Raw genomic sequence first — 20,252 nt, 5'->3', positions numbered from 1 at the left:
GCGATCGGCGCAATCAGGGTAACAACCATCTTGATGTTGTCGCCCGGCATTACCATCTCTACGCCTTCCGGCAGTTCGATGGTACCGGTCACGTCGGTAGTACGGAAGTAGAACTGCGGACGGTAGCCTTTGAAGAACGGGGTGTGACGACCACCTTCTTCTTTGGACAGTACGTACACTTCAGATTCGAACTTGGTGTGCGGCTTGATGGTGCCCGGCTTGGCCAGTACCTGACCACGCTCTACATCTTCACGCTTCACGCCACGCAGCAGTGCGCCAACGTTCTCACCTGCACGACCTTCGTCCAGCAGTTTGCGGAACATTTCAACGCCGGTACAGGTGGTCTTGGTGGTATCTTTGATACCAACGATTTCCACTTCTTCACCAACTTTAACGATACCGCGCTCTACACGACCGGTTACTACGGTACCACGGCCTGCGATGGAGAATACGTCTTCGATCGGCATCAGGAACGGCTGGTCGATTGCGCGCTCCGGCTCCGGAATATAGGTGTCCAGGTGGCCAGCCAGTTCCAGGATCTTCTCTTCCCACTGAGCTTCGCCTTCCAGCGCTTTCAGTGCGGAACCACGTACTACCGGCAGGTCATCACCCGGGAAGTCGTACTCGGACAGCAGTTCGCGAACTTCCATCTCGACCAGTTCCAGCAGCTCTTCGTCATCTACCATGTCGCACTTGTTCATGAACACGATGATGTACGGAACGCCTACCTGACGACCCAGCAGGATGTGCTCACGAGTCTGCGGCATCGGGCCGTCAGTCGCTGCTACTACCAGGATCGCGCCGTCCATCTGGGCAGCACCGGTGATCATGTTTTTAACGTAGTCGGCGTGACCCGGGCAGTCTACGTGGGCGTAGTGACGGGTAGCGGTGTCGTATTCTACGTGGGAGGTGTTGATGGTGATACCACGCTCACGCTCTTCCGGCGCCTTGTCGATCTGGTCGAAGGCGAAAGCTTTACCACCGAAGTGCTTGGCCAGCACGTTGGTGATGGCGGCGGTCAGGGTGGTTTTACCGTGGTCAACGTGGCCGATGGTGCCGACGTTTACGTGCGGTTTATTACGCTCAAATTTTTCTTTAGACACGACGTAGTCCTTCTAGGTTAAACCCGCCTACCGTCGTAGGCGGGGAATCTTAAATTACTTGGATTTGCGCTCTTCGATCACGGCCTGGGCGACGTTAGTCGGGGCATCGTGATACTTGGCGAATTCCATGGCGTAGGAAGCACGACCCTGGGTAGCAGAACGCAGGGAGGTGGCGTAACCGAACATTTCGGCCAGCGGCACCAGAGCACGTACGATCTTGCCGGACGGGCCATCTTCCATGCCTTCGATCAGGCCGCGACGACGGTTCAGGTCACCGATAACGTCGCCCATGTAGTCTTCCGGAGTCTCGACTTCGACCTTCATGATCGGCTCGAGCAGTACCGGGTTGGCCTTCATGAAGCCAGCCTTGAACGCCAGAGAAGCAGCGATCTTGAACGCCAGTTCGGAAGAGTCGACATCGTGGTAAGAACCGAAGTGCAGACGCACGCCCAGATCCATTACCGGATAGCCTGCCAGCGGGCCGGACTTCAGCTGCTCGCGGATACCCTTGTCAACACCCGGGATGAATTCGCCCGGAATCACGCCACCCTTGATGTCGTTGACGAATTCGTAGGCTTTGCCTTCTTCCAGCGGGTACATGTCGATAACGACGTGACCGTACTGACCACGACCACCGGACTGCTTGGCATGCTTGCCTTCGATGTCCTTGACGGTGTTGCGGATGGTTTCACGGTAGGCAACCTGCGGCTTACCTACGTTCGCTTCTACCTTGAACTCGCGACGCATACGGTCAACGATGATGTCCAGGTGCAGCTCACCCATACCGGCGATGATGGTTTGGCCAGATTCTTCGTCGGTCCATACGCGGAAGGACGGATCTTCCTGAGCCAGACGGCCCAGAGCCAGACCCATCTTCTCCTGGTCGGCCTTGGATTTCGGCTCAACGGCGATGGAGATTACCGGCTCCGGGAATTCCATACGCTCCAGGATGATCGGCGCGTTCTCGTCACACAGGGTATCACCGGTGGTGACGTCCTTCAGGCCGATGGCAGCAGCGATGTCGCCTGCACGAACTTCTTTGATCTCTTCACGCTTGTTGGCGTGCATCTGAACGATACGGCCAAAACGCTCGCGCTTCTCTTTAACGGAGTTCAGCACGGAGTCACCGGAGTTAACCACACCGGAGTAAACGCGGAAGAAGGTCAGGTTGCCCACGAACGGGTCGGTAGCAATCTTGAACGCCAGAGCAGAGAACGGCTCGTCATCGGAAGCGTGACGCTCGTCTTTGGTCTCGCCATCCAGCTTCAGACCGTCGATCGCAGCAACGTCGGTCGGCGCCGGCAGATACTCGATCACGGCATCCAGCATGGCCTGTACGCCCTTGTTCTTGAACGCGGAGCCACAGGTAACCAGGATGATTTCGTTGTTCAGAACGCGCTGACGAAGAGCTTTCTTGATCTCTTCCTCGGTCAGTTCTTCACCACCCAGGTATTTTTCCATCAGGTCTTCAGACGCTTCAGCAGCGGCTTCAACCAGGTTCATGCGCATTTCTTGCGCCTGTTCCAGCAGCTCGGCCGGCACGTCTTCGTAATCGAAGGAAACGCCCTGGTCAGCTTCGCTCCAGTTGATGGCTTTCATCTTGACCAGGTCGATAACGCCCTTGAAGTTCTCTTCTGAACCGATGTTCAGTTGCAGCGGAACCGGGTTACCTTTCAGACGGGTCTTGATGTGCTCAACGCAGCGCAGGAAGTTGGCACCGGTACGGTCCATCTTGTTGACGAACGCGATACGGGGAACCTTGTACTTGTTAGCCTGACGCCATACGGTTTCAGACTGGGGCTGTACGCCACCTACGGCACAGTACACCATCACGGCGCCATCCAGAACACGCATGGAGCGCTCTACTTCGATAGTAAAGTCAACGTGGCCCGGGGTATCGATGATGTTGATACGGTGCGGTTGGAACTGTTTACCCATACCGGACCAGAAAGCGGTGGTCGCGGCGGAGGTGATGGTGATACCACGCTCTTGTTCCTGTTCCATCCAGTCCATGGTGGCAGCGCCATCGTGAACTTCACCGATCTTGTGACTTACACCGGTGTAAAACAGAACGCGCTCGGTAGTAGTAGTCTTACCGGCGTCGATGTGAGCGGAGATACCGATATTACGATAACGCTCAATGGGGGTTGTACGAGCCATTGTCATCCTCTTACTAGGGCACTTGTCCCCAGATAATTGAAGGTGCGCAGAGCCAAAAGACCCTGCGCAAGCGGATTACCAGCGGAAGTGAGCGAAGGCCTTGTTCGCTTCAGCCATACGGTGAACGTCTTCACGTTTCTTGACAGACGAACCCTTATTGTCAGCGGCATCCAGCAGCTCGCCAGCCAAACGCTGAGCCATTGATTTTTCACCACGTTTACGAGCGGCATCAACCAACCAGCGCATTGCCAAGGCATTGCGACGAACCGGACGAACTTCTACCGGTACCTGATAGGTTGCACCACCGACACGACGAGATTTAACCTCGACGGCCGGACGAATGTTGTCCAGGGCTTCTTCGAATACGGCCAGGTGCTCTTTGCCAGTCTTGGTGGCAATGATGTCCAGCGCGCCATATACGATGGCTTCGGAAACAGATTTCTTACCGTCAACCATTACTACGTTGACGAATTTAGCCAGCAGCTCTGATCCGAACTTGGGATCCGGCAGGATTTTACGCTGACCAACAACACGACGTCTTGGCATTTCAAATTCTCCGTAACTTCAGGGGTTACCCAAAACTAGAAAGTTATCTAACTAGAAACGAATTAACGTTTGGCCTTACTTAACGGAGAACCATTAAGCTTTCGGACGCTTCACGCCGTACTTGGAGCGAGCCTGCTTACGGTCTTTAACACCGGCACAGTCCAACGCACCACGAACGGTGTGGTAACGAACACCAGGCAAGTCTTTTACACGACCGCCACGGATCAGAACAACAGAGTGCTCTTGCAGGTTGTGACCTTCACCGCCGATGTAGGAGGTGACTTCGAAGCCGTTGGTCAGACGTACACGGCACACTTTACGCAGTGCAGAGTTAGGCTTCTTCGGGGTGGTGGTGTATACACGAGTGCACACGCCACGCTTCTGAGGGCACGCTTCCAGCGCCGGCACGTTGCTTTTCACAACGAGCTTGATGCGTGGCTTGCGAACCAACTGGTTAATAGTTGCCATCAAAAGGCTCCTGATAATGACTTCATAAACATGTGAAAAATCCTCCCCGCAGATACGGGGACGCGAAATTTTATGCCCTGTTGTCAAGGGAGTCAAGATTTATACAATCCGTGTCGGGAAAGGCACGCCAGAATGTGTGTAAAGGCACGGTAAGTCACTGAAATTATTTTATAAAAACAGTTTCTAGCCACCCCAGGTCTGCGGCGAGCCTTTTTCGGCGATCAGCGCGACCAGGTCGGCCATCTCCAGATCCATCCCGATCCGTGACTGCAACCCCCTCGCCTGCAGGTCCTCCCGCATCACGTAGAGCGGCACGCCTGTCAGCCGCTCGCTCCACAACGGGGCCGTTGCCGCGACGACGGCGTCCTGCATCAGCACCAACACATCGTCAGGCTGGCGATAGGCCAGTGCCTGCTCCAGCTCCCGGCTCTGGAAGGGAGACGTCAATATCAGCTGTATCATGACTACCTCAAAAACAGATGTGGGTGCTGCAGTCGCCCCACTGGCGACGAATGTCGGATCGGGAGAGACCGGTCACCGGGATCAGCAGATCCTCGGGGGTCAGCCCCCGTTCCGCCAGCGAGTCGGTACACACATAGACCTCTTCGATGTCGTACAGCTCGAGCATCTTGAAGGTCGGTGCATAATGACGCTGCAAGATGGTCTGCGGCTGCTGGTCCTTGAGCAATTGCAGCACGCCGTCCTCGATGAGAAACAGCGCCAGCGACTCCGTCATTGCAGACGTGGCCAGCAGGGCGTCGAGACCTTCCCGGCCAGCCGCAGTACCATGAGGCCCGCGCCGGCAAATGAACGCTATCTTGTGCATGCTTCCCCCCCTAGAACTGGACAAAGCGATCGGCGGTCAGGCTGGCTTCCGCCAGCTGGCCCAACCCGCTCAGGCAAAAGGGCGCTTCCAGATTGAACTGCGCTCTGCCCATCCCCTTGGCTTCCTGCTCATCCAGCACGCCACGACGCATGGCCGCCGCCACGCACACGTCGATACGGATCCCCTGCTGGATGGCGAGCTCGCGCCACAGGGTGACCAGGTTGCTCTCATCGGAGGCGGGAGCATGCAGACCGTTGCCGTTGCAGACCCCATCCTGATAGAAAAACAGGTGAGACAGTCGATGACCCTGTTCGATGACGCTCAGGGCAAAGCGATAGGCCGTGCTGGCCGACTGGGTACCATAGGCCGGCCCCGTCACCAGCAAGGCGAAATTGAGACTCATATCCGGACTCCTGCGCATGTATCAGCCCATTCTACGCCAAATACGAAAAAGCCCCTCCTGGGAGGGGCTCTTCGTACCGCCTTGGATCAGACGTAAGCGATGGCTTCGACTTCAACCAGCACGTCCTTGGGCAGGCGCGCCACTTCCACGCAGGAGCGGGCCGGGGCCGATTCACCGAAGTAACGGGCATAAACCTGGTTGAAGGCAACAAAGTTGTTCATGTCGCTGAGGAAACAGGTGGTCTTCAGCACCTTGCTGGTGTCGGCACCCGCTGCCTTCAATACTGCAACCAAGTTCTTCATCACCTGCTCGGCCTGAGCCTCGATGCCGCCAGCCACGATCTCCATGGTGGCCGGATCGAGCGGGATCTGCCCTGAGGTGAAGACCAGCTCGCCCAGTTTGGTGGCCTGAACATATGGACCAATTGCGGCAGGAGCCTTGTCGGTTGCAATAACTTCTTTAGCCATTCTTGTCTATCCCCTTCTATGGCGCTTATTCGTTTTCGTCTTCACCCTGCTTGCGCTGTCGGATGTACAGATAAACGGTGTGTTTGGAAATATTCAGTTTGTCGGCGACCAGGTTGATCGAGTCCTTGATATCAAATATGCCCTTCTCGAACAACTGGGTCACGATAAACCTGTTTTTGGCATTGTTGGCAACGGTCGGATCACGGTTGATTTCGTCGATGGTATTGTCCACCGTCTGGGCAACCAGCTCTTCCACACTGTTGGCAAAGGTCTCCGGCGACTGACGCTCGACTTGTTGCGGCGTCGGGAAGAATTCGGCGACAAACTCGTGAAAAGGCGCATTGATGTGCAGGTTGATGCAGATAAGGCCGATCACCTGCCTGTCGCTGTTCCTGATGGCGATGGTGCTCGACTTCATCAGGGCACCGGTGCGGCTGCGAGCAAAATAGCTCTGGGTGTAATCCTGGCCGGTATTCTCTATGTCCTTGAGCATACGCAGCGCGAGATCGGTAATGGGGGCCCCCTCATTACGTCCCGTATTGAACCCGTTGGCAATCTTGATCACGGACTCGTGCAGATTTTCCAGGGAGTGGAGCACCACTTCACAGTGCTTGCCGAACAGCTCAGCCAAGCCGTCGATAAGCCCATCGTATGAGCGCAACAATTCCCTGTCTTCGTCTGTAAAAGTGCGACCGATCAGTTGCTCTTCGGGAAGCATCACTTCCTCGATACCGACAGTCATGTTCTACCCCTGTAATACCCATTCAACTTTCCCGAGTTTTCAGTTGCGAGGGTTCAATGTCAACTTTTTTTGATTTTTTACTCCGCAACCTTGCTCTGGATCATCCGAATATCCGCGTGGCATCAGGCTTTGCCGAGAAAACAGCCAATAAAAAGGGCCCCATAAAGGGGCCCTTTTTCAATCACTGCAGCAGAAGATTACTCTTCGTCAAAGCTGCCGGCTGCGTTGAGCAGATCCGCCAGGTTTTGCTGAGCTTCATCGGCAGTCACCTGCGGTGCGGCAACGGCACGAGCGGCTGCGGCACGCTGGTTGATCCGGCTGTGGTGGTAGGCAAAGCCGGTACCAGCCGGGATCAGACGACCCACGATCACGTTCTCTTTCAGGCCACGCAGTTCGTCGCGCTTGCCGCCAACGGCAGCTTCGGTCAGAACGCGGGTGGTTTCCTGGAAGGAAGCCGCGGAGATGAAGGACTCGGTGCTCAGAGATGCCTTGGTAATACCCATCAGGATGTGACGGTAGGTGGCCGGGGTCTTGCCCTCAGCAACCAGCTTACGGTTGGCAATCTTCACGCGAGCAACTTCAACCTGTTCGCCTTCGATCAGGTCGGTGTCGCCAGCAGTCAGGATCTCGCACTTGCGCAGCATCTGACGAACGATGACTTCGATGTGCTTGTCGTTGATCTTAACGCCTTGCAGACGGTAAACGTCCTGAACTTCGTTGGCGATGTAGTTGGCGACCGGGCTGATACCGCGCAGACGCAGGATGTCGTGAGCAGACTCAGGACCGTCCGCCAGCACTTCACCCTTCTCAACTTTTTCACCTTCGAACACGTTCAGGTTACGCCACTTCGGAATCATCTCCTCGTAGACGTCGCCACCATCGGTCGGGGTGATGACCAGACGGCGTTTGCCCTTGGTCTCTTTCCCGAAGGAGATGGTACCGGAGATCTCGGCCAGGATGGCCGGCTCTTTCGGTTGACGTGCTTCGAACAGATCCGCAACGCGCGGCAGACCACCGGTGATGTCCTTGGTACCGCCGGACTCTTGCGGGATACGCGCTACCGCGTCACCCACGCCCACGTTGGCACCATCTTCCAGGTTCACGATCGCCTTGCCCGGCAGGAAGTACTGGGCGGCTACATCGGTACCCGGGATCATCACATCCTTGCCGTTCAGGTCGACCAGTTTCACGGTCGGACGCATCTCTTTACCGGCGCTCGGGCGTTCGTTGACGTCCAGCACGACGATGGAGGAGAGACCGGTCAGCTCGTCGGTCTGACGAGTAATGGTCACGCCGTCGATCATGTGTTCGAAGTGCAGGCGACCCGCCACTTCGGTGATGATCGGGTGAGTGTGCGGATCCCAGTTGGCGACGGTTTCACCGGCGCTCACGGCCTGGCCATCCTTCACTTCCAGCACGGCACCGTAAGGCAGCTTGTGGCTTTCCTTGGTACGGCCCATCTCGTCCATGATGGTCAGTTCGGTAGAACGAGAGGTGATAACCAGTTTGTCGTCGCTGTTGTGAACGAACTTGGCGTTCTGCAGCTTGATGCTACCGGTGTTCTTGACCTGGATGCTGCTCTCGGCAGCGGCACGGGATGCGGCACCACCGATGTGGAAGGTACGCATCGTCAGCTGGGTACCCGGTTCACCGATGGACTGGGCGGCGATAACACCGACAGCCTCACCCTTGTTAACCAGGTGACCACGGGCCAGATCACGGCCGTAGCAGTGAGCACAGTTACCGAAGTCGGTCTCACAGGTGATGGCAGAACGTACCTTCACGCGGTCGACGGAGTTGCGCTCCAGCAGGTCACACAGCTGCTCGTCGAGCAGGGTGTTGCGTGCTACCAGCACTTCGTCTTCGGTACCCGGCTTGATCACGTCATCGGCAACCACACGGCCCAGTACGCGCTCACGCAGCGGCTCGACCACGTCGCCACCCTCGATCAGCGGAGTCATCCACAGACCTTCGGTAGTGCCGCAATCGTCCTCGGTGATCACCATGTCCTGTGCCACGTCTACCAGACGACGAGTCAGGTAACCGGAGTTCGCAGTCTTCAGTGCGGTATCCGCCAGACCCTTACGAGCACCGTGAGTGGAGATGAAGTACTGCAGTACGTTCAGACCTTCGCGGAAGTTCGCGACGATCGGGGTCTCGATGATGGAGCCATCCGGCTTGGCCATCAGGCCACGCATACCGGCCAGCTGACGAATCTGGGCTGCGGAACCCCGCGCACCGGAGTCGGCCATCATGAAGATGCTGTTGAACGAGGCCTGCTCTTCTTCTTCACCCAGCGAGTTGACGTTACGCTCTTTGGACAAGTTCTCCATCATGGCCTTGGAAACACGCTCGTTGGCGCTGGCCCAGATATCGATAACCTTGTTGTAACGTTCGCCCGCGGTCACCAGACCGGACAGGAACTGGTCCTGGATCTCGGCAACTTCGGCTTCGGCAGAAGCAATGATGTCCTTCTTGGCATCCGGGATGACCATGTCATCAATACCAACGGACGCACCGGACAGGGCCGCATAGTGGAAACCGGTATACATCAGCTGGTCAGCGAAGATAACGGTGTCCTTCAGGCCCTGCTTGCGATAGCAGGTGTTCAGCAGACGAGAGATCAGCTTCTTGCCCAGCGCCTTGTTGGAGACGCACTTGATCCAGTTCTGCGGGTTGGCATCCAGATCAGCCTGTTCGGCGGCAGTCAGCACCTTCGGCTCGTCGATCAGGGCGTATTCCATGCCTTTCGGCAGGATCAGGCTCAGGATCGCACGACCAACGGTGGTGTTCTTCATCTCGGTCTTGGCAACCAGTTCACCGGCTTCGTTCTTCACGTACTCGGTGATACGGCACTTGACGCGCGCATGCAGGTCGGCCAGGCCGGCACGGTAGACCTTCTCAGCCTCTTTCGGACCGGACAGCACCATACCTTCGCCCTTGGCGGCGATACGGGCACGGGTCATGTAGTACAGACCCAAGACCACGTCCTGAGACGGAACGATGATCGGCTCACCGGAGGCAGGCGACAGGATGTTGTTGGTGGACATCATCAGGGCGCGCGCTTCCAGCTGGGCTTCCAGGGTCAGCGGTACGTGGACCGCCATCTGGTCACCGTCGAAGTCCGCGTTATAGGCGGCACAGACGAGCGGGTGCAGCTGGATGGCCTTGCCTTCGATCAGGGTCGGCTCGAACGCCTGGATACCCAGACGGTGCAGAGTCGGTGCACGGTTCAGCAGGACCGGGTGTTCGCGGATCACTTCGTCCAGGATGTCCCAGACAACAGCTTCTTCGCGCTCAACCATCTTCTTGGCGGCCTTGATGGTGGTCGCCAGACCGCGAGTTTCCAGCTTGCCATAGATGAAGGGCTTGAACAGTTCCAGCGCCATCTTCTTCGGCAGACCGCACTGATGCAGGCGCAGAGTCGGACCTACGGTGATAACGGAACGACCGGAGTAGTCGACACGCTTACCGAGCAGGTTCTGACGGAAACGACCTTGCTTACCCTTGATCATGTCGGCCAGGGATTTCAGCGGGCGCTTGTTGGAGCCGGTGATGGCACGGCCACGACGACCGTTGTCCAGCAGGGCATCCACGGACTCTTGCAGCATGCGCTTTTCGTTGCGCACGATGATGTCCGGTGCAGCCAGATCCAGCAGACGCTTCAGACGGTTGTTACGGTTGATCACGCGACGGTACAGATCGTTCAGATCGGAGGTCGCGAAACGGCCGCCGTCCAGCGGTACCAGCGGACGCAGGTCCGGCGGCAGCACAGGCAGCACTGTCATGATCATCCACTCCGGCTTGTTGCCGGACTGCAGGAAGGCTTCCATCAGCTTCAGACGCTTGGTGGTCTTCTTGCGCTTGGTCTCGGAGTTGGTCTGATCCAGCTCTTCGCGCATGGTGCGCACTTCGCCTTCCAGATCGATGGCGCGCAGCAATGCCAGGATTGCTTCGGCACCCATCTTGGCGTCGAATTCGTCGCCCCACTCTTCCAGTGCGTCCAGGTACTGCTCTTCGGACAGCATCTGGCTGCGCTCGAGGTTGGTCATGCCGGGTTCGATCACTACATAGGATTCGAAATACAGCACGCGCTCGATGTCACGCAGGGTCATGTCCAGCAGCAGGCCGATACGGGACGGCAGGGACTTCAGGAACCAGATGTGGGCAGTCGGGCTGGCCAGCTCGATGTGGCCCATACGCTCACGACGGACCTTGGTCTGGGTCACTTCTACGCCGCACTTCTCACAGATCACACCACGGTGTTTCAGGCGCTTGTACTTGCCGCACAGACACTCGTAGTCCTTCACCGGTCCGAAGATACGGGCGCAGAACAGACCATCACGCTCCGGCTTGAAAGTCCGGTAGTTGATGGTCTCAGGCTTTTTGACCTCACCGAATGACCAGGAGCGGATCATGTCAGGAGAGGCCAGACCGATCTTGATACTGTCAAACTCTTCGGTCTTGGTCTGAGCCTTCAAAAACTTGAGTAAGTCTTTCACGTGTTTCCCCTGTCAGGAGTCTAACCTCGGCGCCCCTCTCGGGGCGCCCACGTCAATTCTCGAACAATAAGAGCGAGCTCTTACTCTTCGTCCAGCTCGATGTTGATACCCAGAGAGCGGATTTCCTTCAGCAATACGTTGAAGGATTCGGGCATGCCCGGCTCCATACGGTGGTCGCCATCCACGATGTTCTTGTACATCTTGGTACGGCCATTCACATCGTCAGACTTGACGGTCAGCATCTCCTGCAGGGTATATGCCGCACCGTAAGCCTCCAGGGCCCACACTTCCATCTCACCGAAACGCTGACCACCGAACTGCGCCTTACCACCCAGCGGCTGCTGGGTAACCAGGCTGTAAGAGCCGGTAGAACGCGCGTGCATCTTGTCGTCTACCAGGTGGTTCAGCTTCAGCATGTACATGTAACCCACGGTGACCTTACGCTCGAAGGCGTTACCGGTACGACCGTCGAACAGGGCGATCTGACCGGATTCCGGCAAGTCGGCCAGCTTCAGCAGGGCCTTGATTTCACGCTCTTTGGCGCCATCAAATACCGGAGTTGCCACCGGCAGACCCTTGCGCAGGTTACCGACCAGGGTACGTACGTCGTCGTCGGACAGCTCGGCCACGTTCACTTGCTGGGTGTCTTTCTCGCCCAGGTCATAGACCTGTTGCAGGAAGTCACGCATCTCGTGCAGTTCGCGCTGTTCCTTGACCATGCGGTCGATCTTCTCGCCGATACCCTTGGCCGCGAGGCCCAGGTGCACTTCGAGGATCTGACCGATGTTCATACGGGACGGTACGCCCAACGGGTTCAGAACGATGTCGACCGGACGGCCGTACTCGTCATGGGGCATATCCTCGACCGGACAGATCTTGGAGATAACACCCTTGTTACCGTGACGACCCGCCATCTTGTCACCCGGCTGGATGCGACGCTTGACGGCCAGATAGACCTTGACGATCTTCAGTACGCCCGGCGCCAGGTCATCGCCCTGGATGATCTTGCGACGCTTGTTCTCGAATTTCTTGTCGAACTCGGCCTTCAGCTCAACGTGCTGTTCAGCGATCTGTTCCAGCTCGATTTGCTTGGCTTCATCTTCGATGGCCAGTTCAAACCACTTGGAGCGATCGAGCTTGTTCAGACGGTCTTCGCTGTAACCGGCGGCCAGCAGCAGGTTGCGGGAGCGGCCGAAAATGCCGTCTTCCAGGATCTTGAACTCTTCGGTCAAGTCCTTCTTCGCTTCCTTCAGCTGCATCTCTTCGATTTCTTTGGCACGCTTGTCTTTTTCCACGCCATCGCGGGTAAAGACCTGCACATCAACCACGGTACCGTACACACCGTTCGGCACACGCAGGGAAGAGTCCTTCACGTCGGACGCCTTCTCACCGAAGATGGCACGCAGCAGCTTCTCTTCCGGGGTCAGCTGGGTTTCACCTTTCGGGGTCACCTTACCGACCAGAATGTCGCCGCCCTTCACTTCGGCACCCACGTAGACGATACCGGATTCGTCCAGCTTGGACAGAGCGGCTTCACCCACGTTCGGGATGTCGGCAGTGATCTCTTCCGGACCCAGCTTGGTGTCACGGGAGATACAGGCCAGTTCCTGGATGTGAATGGTGGTCAGGCGGTCTTCCTGAACAACACGCTCGTTCACCAGGATCGAGTCTTCGAAGTTGTAACCGTTCCACGGCATGAACGCGACGCGCAGGTTCTGACCCAGCGCCAGTTCACCCAGATCGGTGGACGGGCCGTCAGCCAGTACGTCGCCCGCCATTACCGGCTCGCCCAACATCACGCACGGACGCTGGTTGATACAGGTGTTCTGGTTGGAACGGGTGTATTTGGTCAGGCTGTAGATGTCGATGCCGGCTTCGCCAGGCAGCAGCTCATCTTCGTTGACCTTGATAACGATACGGGAGGCATCGACGTAGTCGATCATGCCGCCACGCTTGGCCACTACGGTAACACCGGAGTCAACGGCCACTGCGCGTTCCATACCGGTACCAACCAGCGGCTTGTCGGCGCGCAGAGTCGGTACAGCCTGACGTTGCATGTTTGAACCCATCAATGCGCGGTTCGCGTCATCGTGTTCCAGGAACGGGATCAGGGCCGCTGCCACAGAGACGATCTGTTGCGGGCTCACGTCCATATACTGGATCTGGTCGGCGTTCATAAAGGTGGATTCACCTTTGTGACGGCACGGGATCAATTCATCTTTCAGACGGCCATCTTCGGTGGTCGCGGCGTTAGCCTGTGCGATCACGTACTTGCCTTCTTCAATAGCAGACAGATAGTCCACTTCGTCGGTGATCACACCGTCAATGACCTTGCGGTACGGGGTCTCGAGGAAACCGTACTCGTTGGTACGAGAGTACACGGACAAGGAGTTGATCAGACCGATGTTCGGACCTTCAGGAGTCTCGATGGGGCACAGACGACCGTAGTGGGTCGGGTGTACGTCTCGAACTTCAAAGCCGGCACGCTCACGAGTCAAACCGCCCGGGCCCAGCGCGGAGATACGGCGCTTGTGGGTTACTTCGGACAGCGGGTTGTTCTGGTCCATGAACTGGGACAGCTGGCTGGAACCAAAGAACTCTTTGACTGCGGCGGAGATCGGCTTGGCGTTGATCAGATCCTGCGGCATCAGGGTGTCCAGGTCGCCCAGGGAGAGACGCTCCTTGACCGCACGCTCGACACGCACCAGACCGACACGGAACTGGTTCTCGGCCATTTCACCGACAGAACGGATACGACGGTTGCCCAGGTGGTCGATATCGTCCACTTCGTCGTTACCGTTACGGATGTCGATCAGGCGCTTCATCACATCGACGATGTCGTCTTTGGTCAGGGTGCCCACGCCGGTCTCGTCTTCACGAGCCAGACGGCGGTTGAACTTCATCCGACCTACGGTAGACAGGTCGTAACGCTCGGAAGAGAAGAACAGGTTCTCGAACAGCTGCTCTGCGGCTTCGCGAGTCGGCGGCTCACCCGGACGCATCATGCGATAGATCTCGACCAGGGCTTCCAGGCGGCTGGAGCTGGAGTCGATACGCAGGGTCTCGGACATGTAGGCACCGTGGTCCAGTTCGTTGGTGAACAGAACCTCGAAGTGCTTGAAGCCGGCTTGGGAGAGGTTGGCTACCGCTTCCAGGCTCAGCGCCTGGTTGGCAGTCACTACCATCTCGCCAGTTTGCGGATGTGCGTAGTCCTTGGCAGCAACTTTGCCAACAACATACTCAACCGGTACCTCAATCTGGGTAACGGAATCTTTTTCCAACTGACGGATGTGACGCGCAGTCACTCGACGACCGGTCTCAACCACCACGGCGCCATTGGCCACGATGTCAAAGGTCGCAGTTTCACCACGCAGGCGCTCCGGCACCAGATCCATCATCAGCTTGCCATCTTTGACTTCGAAACCGATGGTCTCGAAGAAGGTGGCCAGAATCTGTTCGGAACTGAAATCCAGGGCACGCAGAATAATGGATGCCGGCAGTTTGCGACGACGGTCGATACGGACAAACAGGTTGTCTTTCGCATCGAACTCGAAGTCCAGCCAGGAGCCACGGTAGGGAATAACGCGAGCGTTATACAACACCTTACCGGATGAATGTGTTTTGCCTTTATCGTGGTCGAAGAAGACGCCCGGGCTGCGGTGCAGCTGGGAGACGATTACCCGCTCGGTACCATTGATGACAAAGGTGCCGTTCTCGGTCATGAGCGGAATTTCGCCCATGTATACTTCTTGTTCCTTGATGTCTTTGACGGTGCCGGCAGCTGCTTCACGGTCGTACAGAACCATACGAAGCTTGACACGCAGCGGCGCGGAGTAGGTCACTCCACGGATCTGGCATTCTTTTACGTCAAATACCGGCTCACCCAGGCGATAGCTGACATACTGAAGCTCAGCACTACCGGAGTAACTGGTGATCGGGAAAACGCTACGGAAAGCGGCCTCTAGGCCATATTCACCTTCCGGGTCAGCCTCGATGAACTGCTTGAAGGAGTCCAGCTGAATGGACAACAGATAAGGCGTGTCCAGTACCTGGTCTCGCTTACCGAAGTCCTTACGAATGCGTTTTTTTTCGGTATAAGAGTAAACCATAGGGTTCCTCAGCTCGCTGATAAGTGACCCACTCTGTCCCACGGGACAGCTCTGTCTCAACACCGTTTTGTGTTGGCCCGGACGAAAGAAAACAGTCCGGATTGCTGGTGCACCGAGAGTCGTAAACGGTGTGAAATGCTCTCAGTCTACAGCGCAAAAAGGCTGGTGAACAAAAATTCACCAGCCCTAGCCTGTTTTATCAGGCTAATCTACATAAATGCAGATTATTTGATCTCAACAGAAGCACCGGCAGCTTCCAGCTCTTTCTTCAGAGCTTCAGCTTCGTCCTTGGACACGCCTTCCTTCAGGTTAGCCGGGGCAGCTTCTACCAGATCTTTGGCTTCTTTCAGGCCCAGACCGGTAGCGCCACGAACGGCTTTGATAACGGCAACTTTGTTGGCGCCAGCAGCAGTCAGAACTACGTCGAACTCGGTCTTCTCTTCTACTGCTTCAGCAGCAGCCGGGCCGGCCATTACGGCAGCAGCGGCAGAAACACCGAACTTCTCTTCCATAGCTTCGATCAGCTCAACAACTTCCATTACGGACATGGAAGCAACGGCTTCGATGATTTGGTCTTTAGTGATAGACATGACAAAAATTCCTGATGTTGAATAAACTCAAACAGCCTAGATAGGCGAGAATCAAGCAGCAGCTTGTTTCTGGTCGCGAACAGCAGCGATAGTACGAACCAGCTTGCCAGCAGAGGCTTCCTTCATGGTAGCCATCAGCTTCGCAATTGCTTCTTCGTAAGTCGGCAGCGTGGCCAGACGATCAATTTGTGCTGCGGCGATAAACTCACCGTTAAAAGCGCCAGCCTTGATTTCGAACTTTTGGTTCGCTTTAGCAAACTCTTTGAACAGACGAGCGGCAGCGCCCGGGTGTTCGTTAGAGAAAGCAATCAAGGTAGGACCGGTAAATGCGTCGTTCAGGCACTCGTATTCGGTACCTTCTACCGCGCGACGCAGCAGGGTGTTACGCACAACGCGCATGTACACACCAGCTTCACGAGCGGTTTTACGCAGGACGGTCATCTTGTCTACAGTCACGCCGCGAGAATCGGCAATCACTGCAGAAAGAGCGCCTTTGGCAGCTTCGTTGACTTCAGCAACAATTGCCTTTTTGTCTTCGAGTCCCAATGCCATTGGCTTAACTCCTGGATTGAATCCGGGTCAATTGACCCAGTACTGACACATCCCCCCTACCTTTACAACAGAGGGGAACGATGCGGTAGCAGGATTCCAGAAGAGAAAGAATCTTTCTCGCTGGGTTTCCGGCACCGTCTACGCAGGAAGTATTAAGGCCTAGCGGCCTCCTGCGGTCTTGGACGGAGGTCGAAGCCCCCAACCAATCAAGGCGCAAAATTATAGATTAAATTTTGCGCCTTGTAAAATCCATCAATTAGGCCTGAGCTTCCAGAGTAGCTTGGTCTACGGCAACACCGGCACCCATAGTGGTGGAGATGCTTACCTTCTTGATGTACTGACCCTTGGCGGAGGACGGCTTGGCCTTTTTCAAGGCAACCAGCAGAGCTTCCAAGTTCTCTTTCAACTGAACTTCGTTGAAGGAAACTTTGCCCAGGGTAGTGTGAATGATACCGTTCTTGTCGTTACGGTAACGAACCTGACCAGCCTTGGCGTTCTTGACGGCTTCGGCTACGTTCGGGGTTACAGTACCAACTTTCGGGTTCGGCATCAGGCCGCGCGGGCCCAGGATTTGACCCAGTTGACCAACAACGCGCATGGCATCCGGGGATGCGATCACGACGTCGAAGTTCATCTCGCCTTTCTTGACCAGATCGGCCAGGTCATCCATGCCAACCAGCTCAGCACCGGCAGCTTTGGCAGCTTCGGCGTTGGCACCTTGGGTGAACACGGCTACGCGTACATCACGACCGGTACCGTGCGGCAGTACAGTAGCACCACGTACGTTCTGGTCAGATTTACGAGCATCGATACCCAGGTTAACGGCAACGTCAACGCTTTCAACGAACTTGGCGGTAGCCAGTTCTTTCAGCAGGGCAATGGCTTCGTTGATGGAGTACTCTTTGGTACCGTCAACTTTTTCGCGAATAACGCGCATACGCTTGGACAGTTTAGCCATTGTCTTACTCCTCCACTACCAGGCCCATGGAACGAGCGGAGCCGGCGATGCAACGTACTTTTGCATCCAGATCGGCACCGGTCATATCCGGCTCTTTGGTCTTGGCGATTTCTTGCAGCTGGGCAACAGTCACCTTACCAACCTTGTCTTTGTTCGGCTTGGCAGAACCAGACTGGATACCAGCGGCTTTCTTCAGCAGGAAGGAAGCGGGCGGAGTCTTGGTTTCGAAGGTGAAGGAACGGTCGCTGTAAACGGTGATCACGACCGGAGTCGGAGAACCTTTTTCCAGCTTCTCTGTACGAGCGTTGAACGCTTTACAGAATTCCATGATGTTAACACCGTGCTGACCCAGAGCAGGACCAACGGGAGGGCTGGGGTTAGCACTGCCAGCCTTAACTTGCAGCTTGATATAAGCTGTGACTTTCTTAGCCATTACAAAAATACCTCAGAAATGGGTTCTAACGCCTCGGAGACATGCTCCTGCAAACGGCTCCCCAACTAATAAAGGGGCAGCGAATTATAATGGCATTCGCTGCCCCTGACAACCGTTAACGAACAGAGTTTAATCAGCCTTTTTCGACCTGACCAAAATCCAGCTCTACCGGAGTAGAACGGCCGAAGATCAGTACGGAGACCTTCACGCGGCTCTTTTCGTAGTCCACCTCTTCAACGGTACCGTTGAAATCGGCGAACGGACCATCGGCAACCCGCACCATCTCACCCGGTTCAAACAGGGTTTTCGGACGCGGCTTGTCGTGGGCATCTTGCAGACGATTGAGGATGGCATCCGCTTCCTTATCGGAGATAGGAGCAGGACGATCAGAGGTGCCACCGATGAAGCCCATGACGCGCGGTACGTTGCGTACCAGGTGCCATGTGGTTTCATCCATGATCATCTGAACCAGGACGTAGCCCGGGAAAAACTTGCGCTCACTCTTGCGCTTCTGGCCAGCACGCATCTCGACCACTTCTTCGGTCGGGACCAGTACTTCACCGAACATGTCTTCCATGCCATGCATCTTGATATGTTCACGCAGGGATTTGGCGACACGGCCTTCATAGCCGGAAAACGCCTGCACGACATACCATCTCATACGCTGTTCACGTTGTTCAGTCATGGCTTATCCTTACACACCGGTAATCAGGTTGACCAACCAGACCAGGGCACCGTCCAGAACGAACAGCAGCAGCCCCATCACGGCAGTCACCGCCAGCACAATCAGGGTTGTCTGAATGGCTTCCTGACGGGTCGGCCATACGACCTTGCGTACTTCCAGGCGAGACTCACGGGCAAATGCCAGTGTTGCCTTTCCCTTGGTGGTTTGCAGGGCTACTGCACCGGCAGCAGCAATGACAACGACCACACCCAGGGCGCGGACGGCAGCGACAACATCGTTGAGCAGGTAATTACCCACTACAGCGGCCGCCAGGATAATGAAAACCAGGCCCCAAAGCAGGGTATCCTTGCTTCCGCCCTGGCTCTCAGAACTAACACTCATACAACCCACCTGTATCTGACGTAACCAAAGACACAAAAGCCCCGTACGAGACGAGGTATATGGCAGGGGCGGCAGGACTCGAACCCGCAACCATCGGTTTTGGAGACCGCTGTTCTACCAATTCGAACTACGCCCCTGCATAAGAAAGCCCCTATTATAGGGGCTTTGCTTTATTTATGTAAGCCAAAGATTAAGCGATAACTTTAGCTACAACACCAGCACCTACGGTACGGCCACCTTCACGGATGGCGAAACGCAGGCCGTCGTCCATTGCGATCGGCGCAATCAGGGTAACAACCATCTTGATGTTGTCGCCCGGCATTACCATCTCTACGCCTTCCGGCAGTTCGATGGTACCGGTCACGTCGGTAGTACGGAAGTAGAACTGCGGACGGTAGCCTTTGAAGAACGGGGTGTGACGACCACCTTCTTCTTTGGACAGTACGTACACTTCAGATTCGAACTTGGTGTGCGGCTTGATGGTGCCCGGCTTGGCCAGTACCTGACCACGCTCTACATCTTCACGCTTCACGCCACGCAGCAGTGCGCCAACGTTCTCACCTGCACGACCTTCGTCCAGCAGTTTGCGGAACATTTCAACGCCGGTACAGGTGGTCTTGGTGGTATCTTTGATACCAACGATTTCCACTTCTTCACCAACTTTAACGATACCGCGCTCTACACGACCGGTTACTACGGTACCACGGCCTGCGATGGAGAATACGTCTTCGATCGGCATCAGGAACGGCTGGTCGATTGCGCGCTCCGGCTCCGGAATATAGGTGTCCAGGTGGCCAGCCAGTTCCAGGATCTTCTCTTCCCACTGAGCTTCGCCTTCCAGCGCTTTCAGTGCGGAACCACGTACTACCGGCAGGTCATCACCCGGGAAGTCGTACTCGGACAGCAGTTCGCGAACTTCCATCTCGACCAGTTCCAGCAGCTCTTCGTCATCTACCATGTCGCACTTGTTCATGAACACGATGATGTACGGAACGCCTACCTGACGACCCAGCAGGATGTGCTCACGAGTCTGCGGCATCGGGCCGTCAGTCGCTGCTACTACCAGGATCGCGCCGTCCATCTGGGCAGCACCGGTGATCATGTTTTTAACGTAGTCGGCGTGACCCGGGCAGTCTACGTGGGCGTAGTGACGGGTAGCGGTGTCGTATTCTACGTGGGAGGTGTTGATGGTGATACCACGCTCACGCTCTTCCGGCGCCTTGTCGATCTGGTCGAAGGCGAAAGCTTTACCACCGAAGTGCTTGGCCAGCACGTTGGTGATGGCGGCGGTCAGGGTGGTTTTACCGTGGTCAACGTGGCCGATGGT

General features: G+C 56.2%; 18 protein-coding genes and 1 tRNA gene. All 19 read right to left on the bottom strand.

Annotated elements, in window-relative coordinates; translation table 11 throughout:
* Positions 1-1,103: elongation factor Tu (tuf, locus tag AB5Y94_RS16750; protein WP_368206079.1), on the bottom strand; the 1,103-nt coding region annotated here is incomplete at its 3' end.
* A 54-nt stretch (positions 1,104-1,157) separates the two neighbouring features.
* The gene (fusA, locus tag AB5Y94_RS16745) at positions 1,158-3,263 is read right to left on the bottom strand and encodes an elongation factor G (protein WP_005306261.1); all 2,106 of its coding nucleotides are present in this window, start codon (positions 3,261-3,263) and stop codon (positions 1,158-1,160) included.
* A 75-nt stretch (positions 3,264-3,338) separates the two neighbouring features.
* Complete coding sequence (rpsG, locus tag AB5Y94_RS16740; RefSeq protein WP_005306266.1) at positions 3,339-3,809, bottom strand: 30S ribosomal protein S7; 471 nt, start codon at positions 3,807-3,809, stop codon at positions 3,339-3,341.
* A 93-nt stretch (positions 3,810-3,902) separates the two neighbouring features.
* Positions 3,903-4,277: a 30S ribosomal protein S12 gene (rpsL, locus tag AB5Y94_RS16735; RefSeq protein WP_005306278.1), complete on the bottom strand. Its 375-nt coding sequence runs from the start codon at positions 4,275-4,277 to the stop codon at positions 3,903-3,905.
* A 183-nt stretch (positions 4,278-4,460) separates the two neighbouring features.
* Positions 4,461-4,739: a sulfurtransferase complex subunit TusB gene (tusB, locus tag AB5Y94_RS16730; protein ID WP_005306280.1), complete on the bottom strand. Its 279-nt coding sequence runs from the start codon at positions 4,737-4,739 to the stop codon at positions 4,461-4,463.
* 7 nt (positions 4,740-4,746) lie between these two features.
* Positions 4,747-5,103 carry a sulfurtransferase complex subunit TusC gene (gene tusC / locus AB5Y94_RS16725; protein ID WP_139399502.1) on the bottom strand — a complete coding sequence of 119 codons (357 nt, stop codon included), beginning with the start codon at positions 5,101-5,103 and terminating at the stop codon, positions 4,747-4,749.
* A gap of 10 nt (positions 5,104-5,113) precedes the next feature.
* Positions 5,114-5,506 carry a sulfurtransferase complex subunit TusD gene (tusD, locus tag AB5Y94_RS16720; protein WP_368206199.1) on the bottom strand — a complete coding sequence of 131 codons (393 nt, stop codon included), beginning with the start codon at positions 5,504-5,506 and terminating at the stop codon, positions 5,114-5,116.
* A gap of 86 nt (positions 5,507-5,592) precedes the next feature.
* Positions 5,593-5,973: a RidA family protein gene (locus tag AB5Y94_RS16715; protein WP_005306289.1), complete on the bottom strand. Its 381-nt coding sequence runs from the start codon at positions 5,971-5,973 to the stop codon at positions 5,593-5,595.
* Between the two features lie 25 nt (positions 5,974-5,998).
* Positions 5,999-6,715, bottom strand: coding sequence for a transcriptional regulator (locus AB5Y94_RS16710; RefSeq protein ID WP_010635848.1), 717 nt, complete (start codon positions 6,713-6,715; stop codon positions 5,999-6,001).
* 197 nt (positions 6,716-6,912) lie between these two features.
* Positions 6,913-11,217, bottom strand: coding sequence for a DNA-directed RNA polymerase subunit beta' (gene rpoC, locus AB5Y94_RS16705; protein ID WP_005306298.1), 4,305 nt, complete (start codon positions 11,215-11,217; stop codon positions 6,913-6,915).
* Positions 11,218-11,297: 80 nt separating this feature from the next.
* Entirely contained in the window at positions 11,298-15,326 is a 4,029-nt protein-coding gene (rpoB, locus tag AB5Y94_RS16700; protein ID WP_010635847.1) for a DNA-directed RNA polymerase subunit beta, read from the bottom strand.
* Between the two features lie 224 nt (positions 15,327-15,550).
* A complete protein-coding gene (gene rplL / locus AB5Y94_RS16695) occupies positions 15,551-15,916 on the bottom strand; it encodes a 50S ribosomal protein L7/L12 (protein WP_005306304.1) in 366 nt (121 codons plus the stop codon).
* Positions 15,917-15,967: 51 nt separating this feature from the next.
* On the bottom strand, positions 15,968-16,468 hold the full coding sequence (gene rplJ, locus AB5Y94_RS16690) for a 50S ribosomal protein L10 (protein WP_005306307.1): 501 nt from the start codon (positions 16,466-16,468) through the stop codon (positions 15,968-15,970).
* A 256-nt stretch (positions 16,469-16,724) separates the two neighbouring features.
* Positions 16,725-17,426: a 50S ribosomal protein L1 gene (gene rplA, locus AB5Y94_RS16685; RefSeq protein WP_005306309.1), complete on the bottom strand. Its 702-nt coding sequence runs from the start codon at positions 17,424-17,426 to the stop codon at positions 16,725-16,727.
* 4 nt (positions 17,427-17,430) lie between these two features.
* Positions 17,431-17,859 carry a 50S ribosomal protein L11 gene (rplK, locus tag AB5Y94_RS16680; protein ID WP_005306313.1) on the bottom strand — a complete coding sequence of 143 codons (429 nt, stop codon included), beginning with the start codon at positions 17,857-17,859 and terminating at the stop codon, positions 17,431-17,433.
* 133 nt (positions 17,860-17,992) lie between these two features.
* The gene (gene nusG, locus AB5Y94_RS16675) at positions 17,993-18,544 is read right to left on the bottom strand and encodes a transcription termination/antitermination protein NusG (protein ID WP_005306318.1); all 552 of its coding nucleotides are present in this window, start codon (positions 18,542-18,544) and stop codon (positions 17,993-17,995) included.
* Positions 18,545-18,553: 9 nt separating this feature from the next.
* Positions 18,554-18,925, bottom strand: a complete 372-nt coding sequence (gene secE / locus AB5Y94_RS16670) for a preprotein translocase subunit SecE (RefSeq protein ID WP_005306322.1) — start codon at positions 18,923-18,925, stop codon at positions 18,554-18,556.
* Between the two features lie 60 nt (positions 18,926-18,985).
* Positions 18,986-19,062, bottom strand: a tRNA-Trp gene (locus AB5Y94_RS16665).
* 53 nt (positions 19,063-19,115) lie between these two features.
* Positions 19,116-20,252, bottom strand: a 1,137-nt coding sequence (gene tuf / locus AB5Y94_RS16660) for an elongation factor Tu (RefSeq protein ID WP_017788708.1), incomplete at its 5' end; no start/stop codon positions are given.

It is taken from the genome of Aeromonas sp. s5 (assembly GCF_040907865.1).
GTDB lineage: Bacteria > Pseudomonadota > Gammaproteobacteria > Enterobacterales > Aeromonadaceae > Aeromonas > Aeromonas dhakensis.
The sequence above is the reverse complement of the archived record's forward strand: the minus strand, read 5'-3'. Positions and strand labels throughout refer to the sequence as shown.

What these genes read in the sequence shown, in the direction of transcription:
- tusD (WP_368206199.1), bottom strand. Translation starts at nt 5,506, where the DNA reads ATGAGTCTCAATTTCGCCTTGCTGGTGACGGGGCCGGCCTATGGTACC.
- tusB (WP_005306280.1), bottom strand. Translation starts at nt 4,739, where the DNA reads ATGATACAGCTGATATTGACGTCTCCCTTCCAGAGCCGGGAGCTGGAG.
- tusC (WP_139399502.1), bottom strand. Translation starts at nt 5,103, where the DNA reads ATGCACAAGATAGCGTTCATTTGCCGGCGCGGGCCTCATGGTACTGCG.
- nusG (WP_005306318.1), bottom strand. Translation starts at nt 18,544, where the DNA reads ATGACTGAACAACGTGAACAGCGTATGAGATGGTATGTCGTGCAGGCG.
- rplK (WP_005306313.1), bottom strand. Translation starts at nt 17,859, where the DNA reads ATGGCTAAGAAAGTCACAGCTTATATCAAGCTGCAAGTTAAGGCTGGC.
- secE (WP_005306322.1), bottom strand. Translation starts at nt 18,925, where the DNA reads ATGAGTGTTAGTTCTGAGAGCCAGGGCGGAAGCAAGGATACCCTGCTT.
- AB5Y94_RS16710 (WP_010635848.1), bottom strand. Translation starts at nt 6,715, where the DNA reads ATGACTGTCGGTATCGAGGAAGTGATGCTTCCCGAAGAGCAACTGATC.
- rpsG (WP_005306266.1), bottom strand. Translation starts at nt 3,809, where the DNA reads ATGCCAAGACGTCGTGTTGTTGGTCAGCGTAAAATCCTGCCGGATCCC.
- rpoB (WP_010635847.1), bottom strand. Translation starts at nt 15,326, where the DNA reads ATGGTTTACTCTTATACCGAAAAAAAACGCATTCGTAAGGACTTCGGT.
- fusA (WP_005306261.1), bottom strand. Translation starts at nt 3,263, where the DNA reads ATGGCTCGTACAACCCCCATTGAGCGTTATCGTAATATCGGTATCTCC.
- AB5Y94_RS16715 (WP_005306289.1), bottom strand. Translation starts at nt 5,973, where the DNA reads ATGGCTAAAGAAGTTATTGCAACCGACAAGGCTCCTGCCGCAATTGGT.
- rplA (WP_005306309.1), bottom strand. Translation starts at nt 17,426, where the DNA reads ATGGCTAAACTGTCCAAGCGTATGCGCGTTATTCGCGAAAAAGTTGAC.
- rpsL (WP_005306278.1), bottom strand. Translation starts at nt 4,277, where the DNA reads ATGGCAACTATTAACCAGTTGGTTCGCAAGCCACGCATCAAGCTCGTT.
- rplL (WP_005306304.1), bottom strand. Translation starts at nt 15,916, where the DNA reads ATGTCTATCACTAAAGACCAAATCATCGAAGCCGTTGCTTCCATGTCC.
- rplJ (WP_005306307.1), bottom strand. Translation starts at nt 16,468, where the DNA reads ATGGCATTGGGACTCGAAGACAAAAAGGCAATTGTTGCTGAAGTCAAC.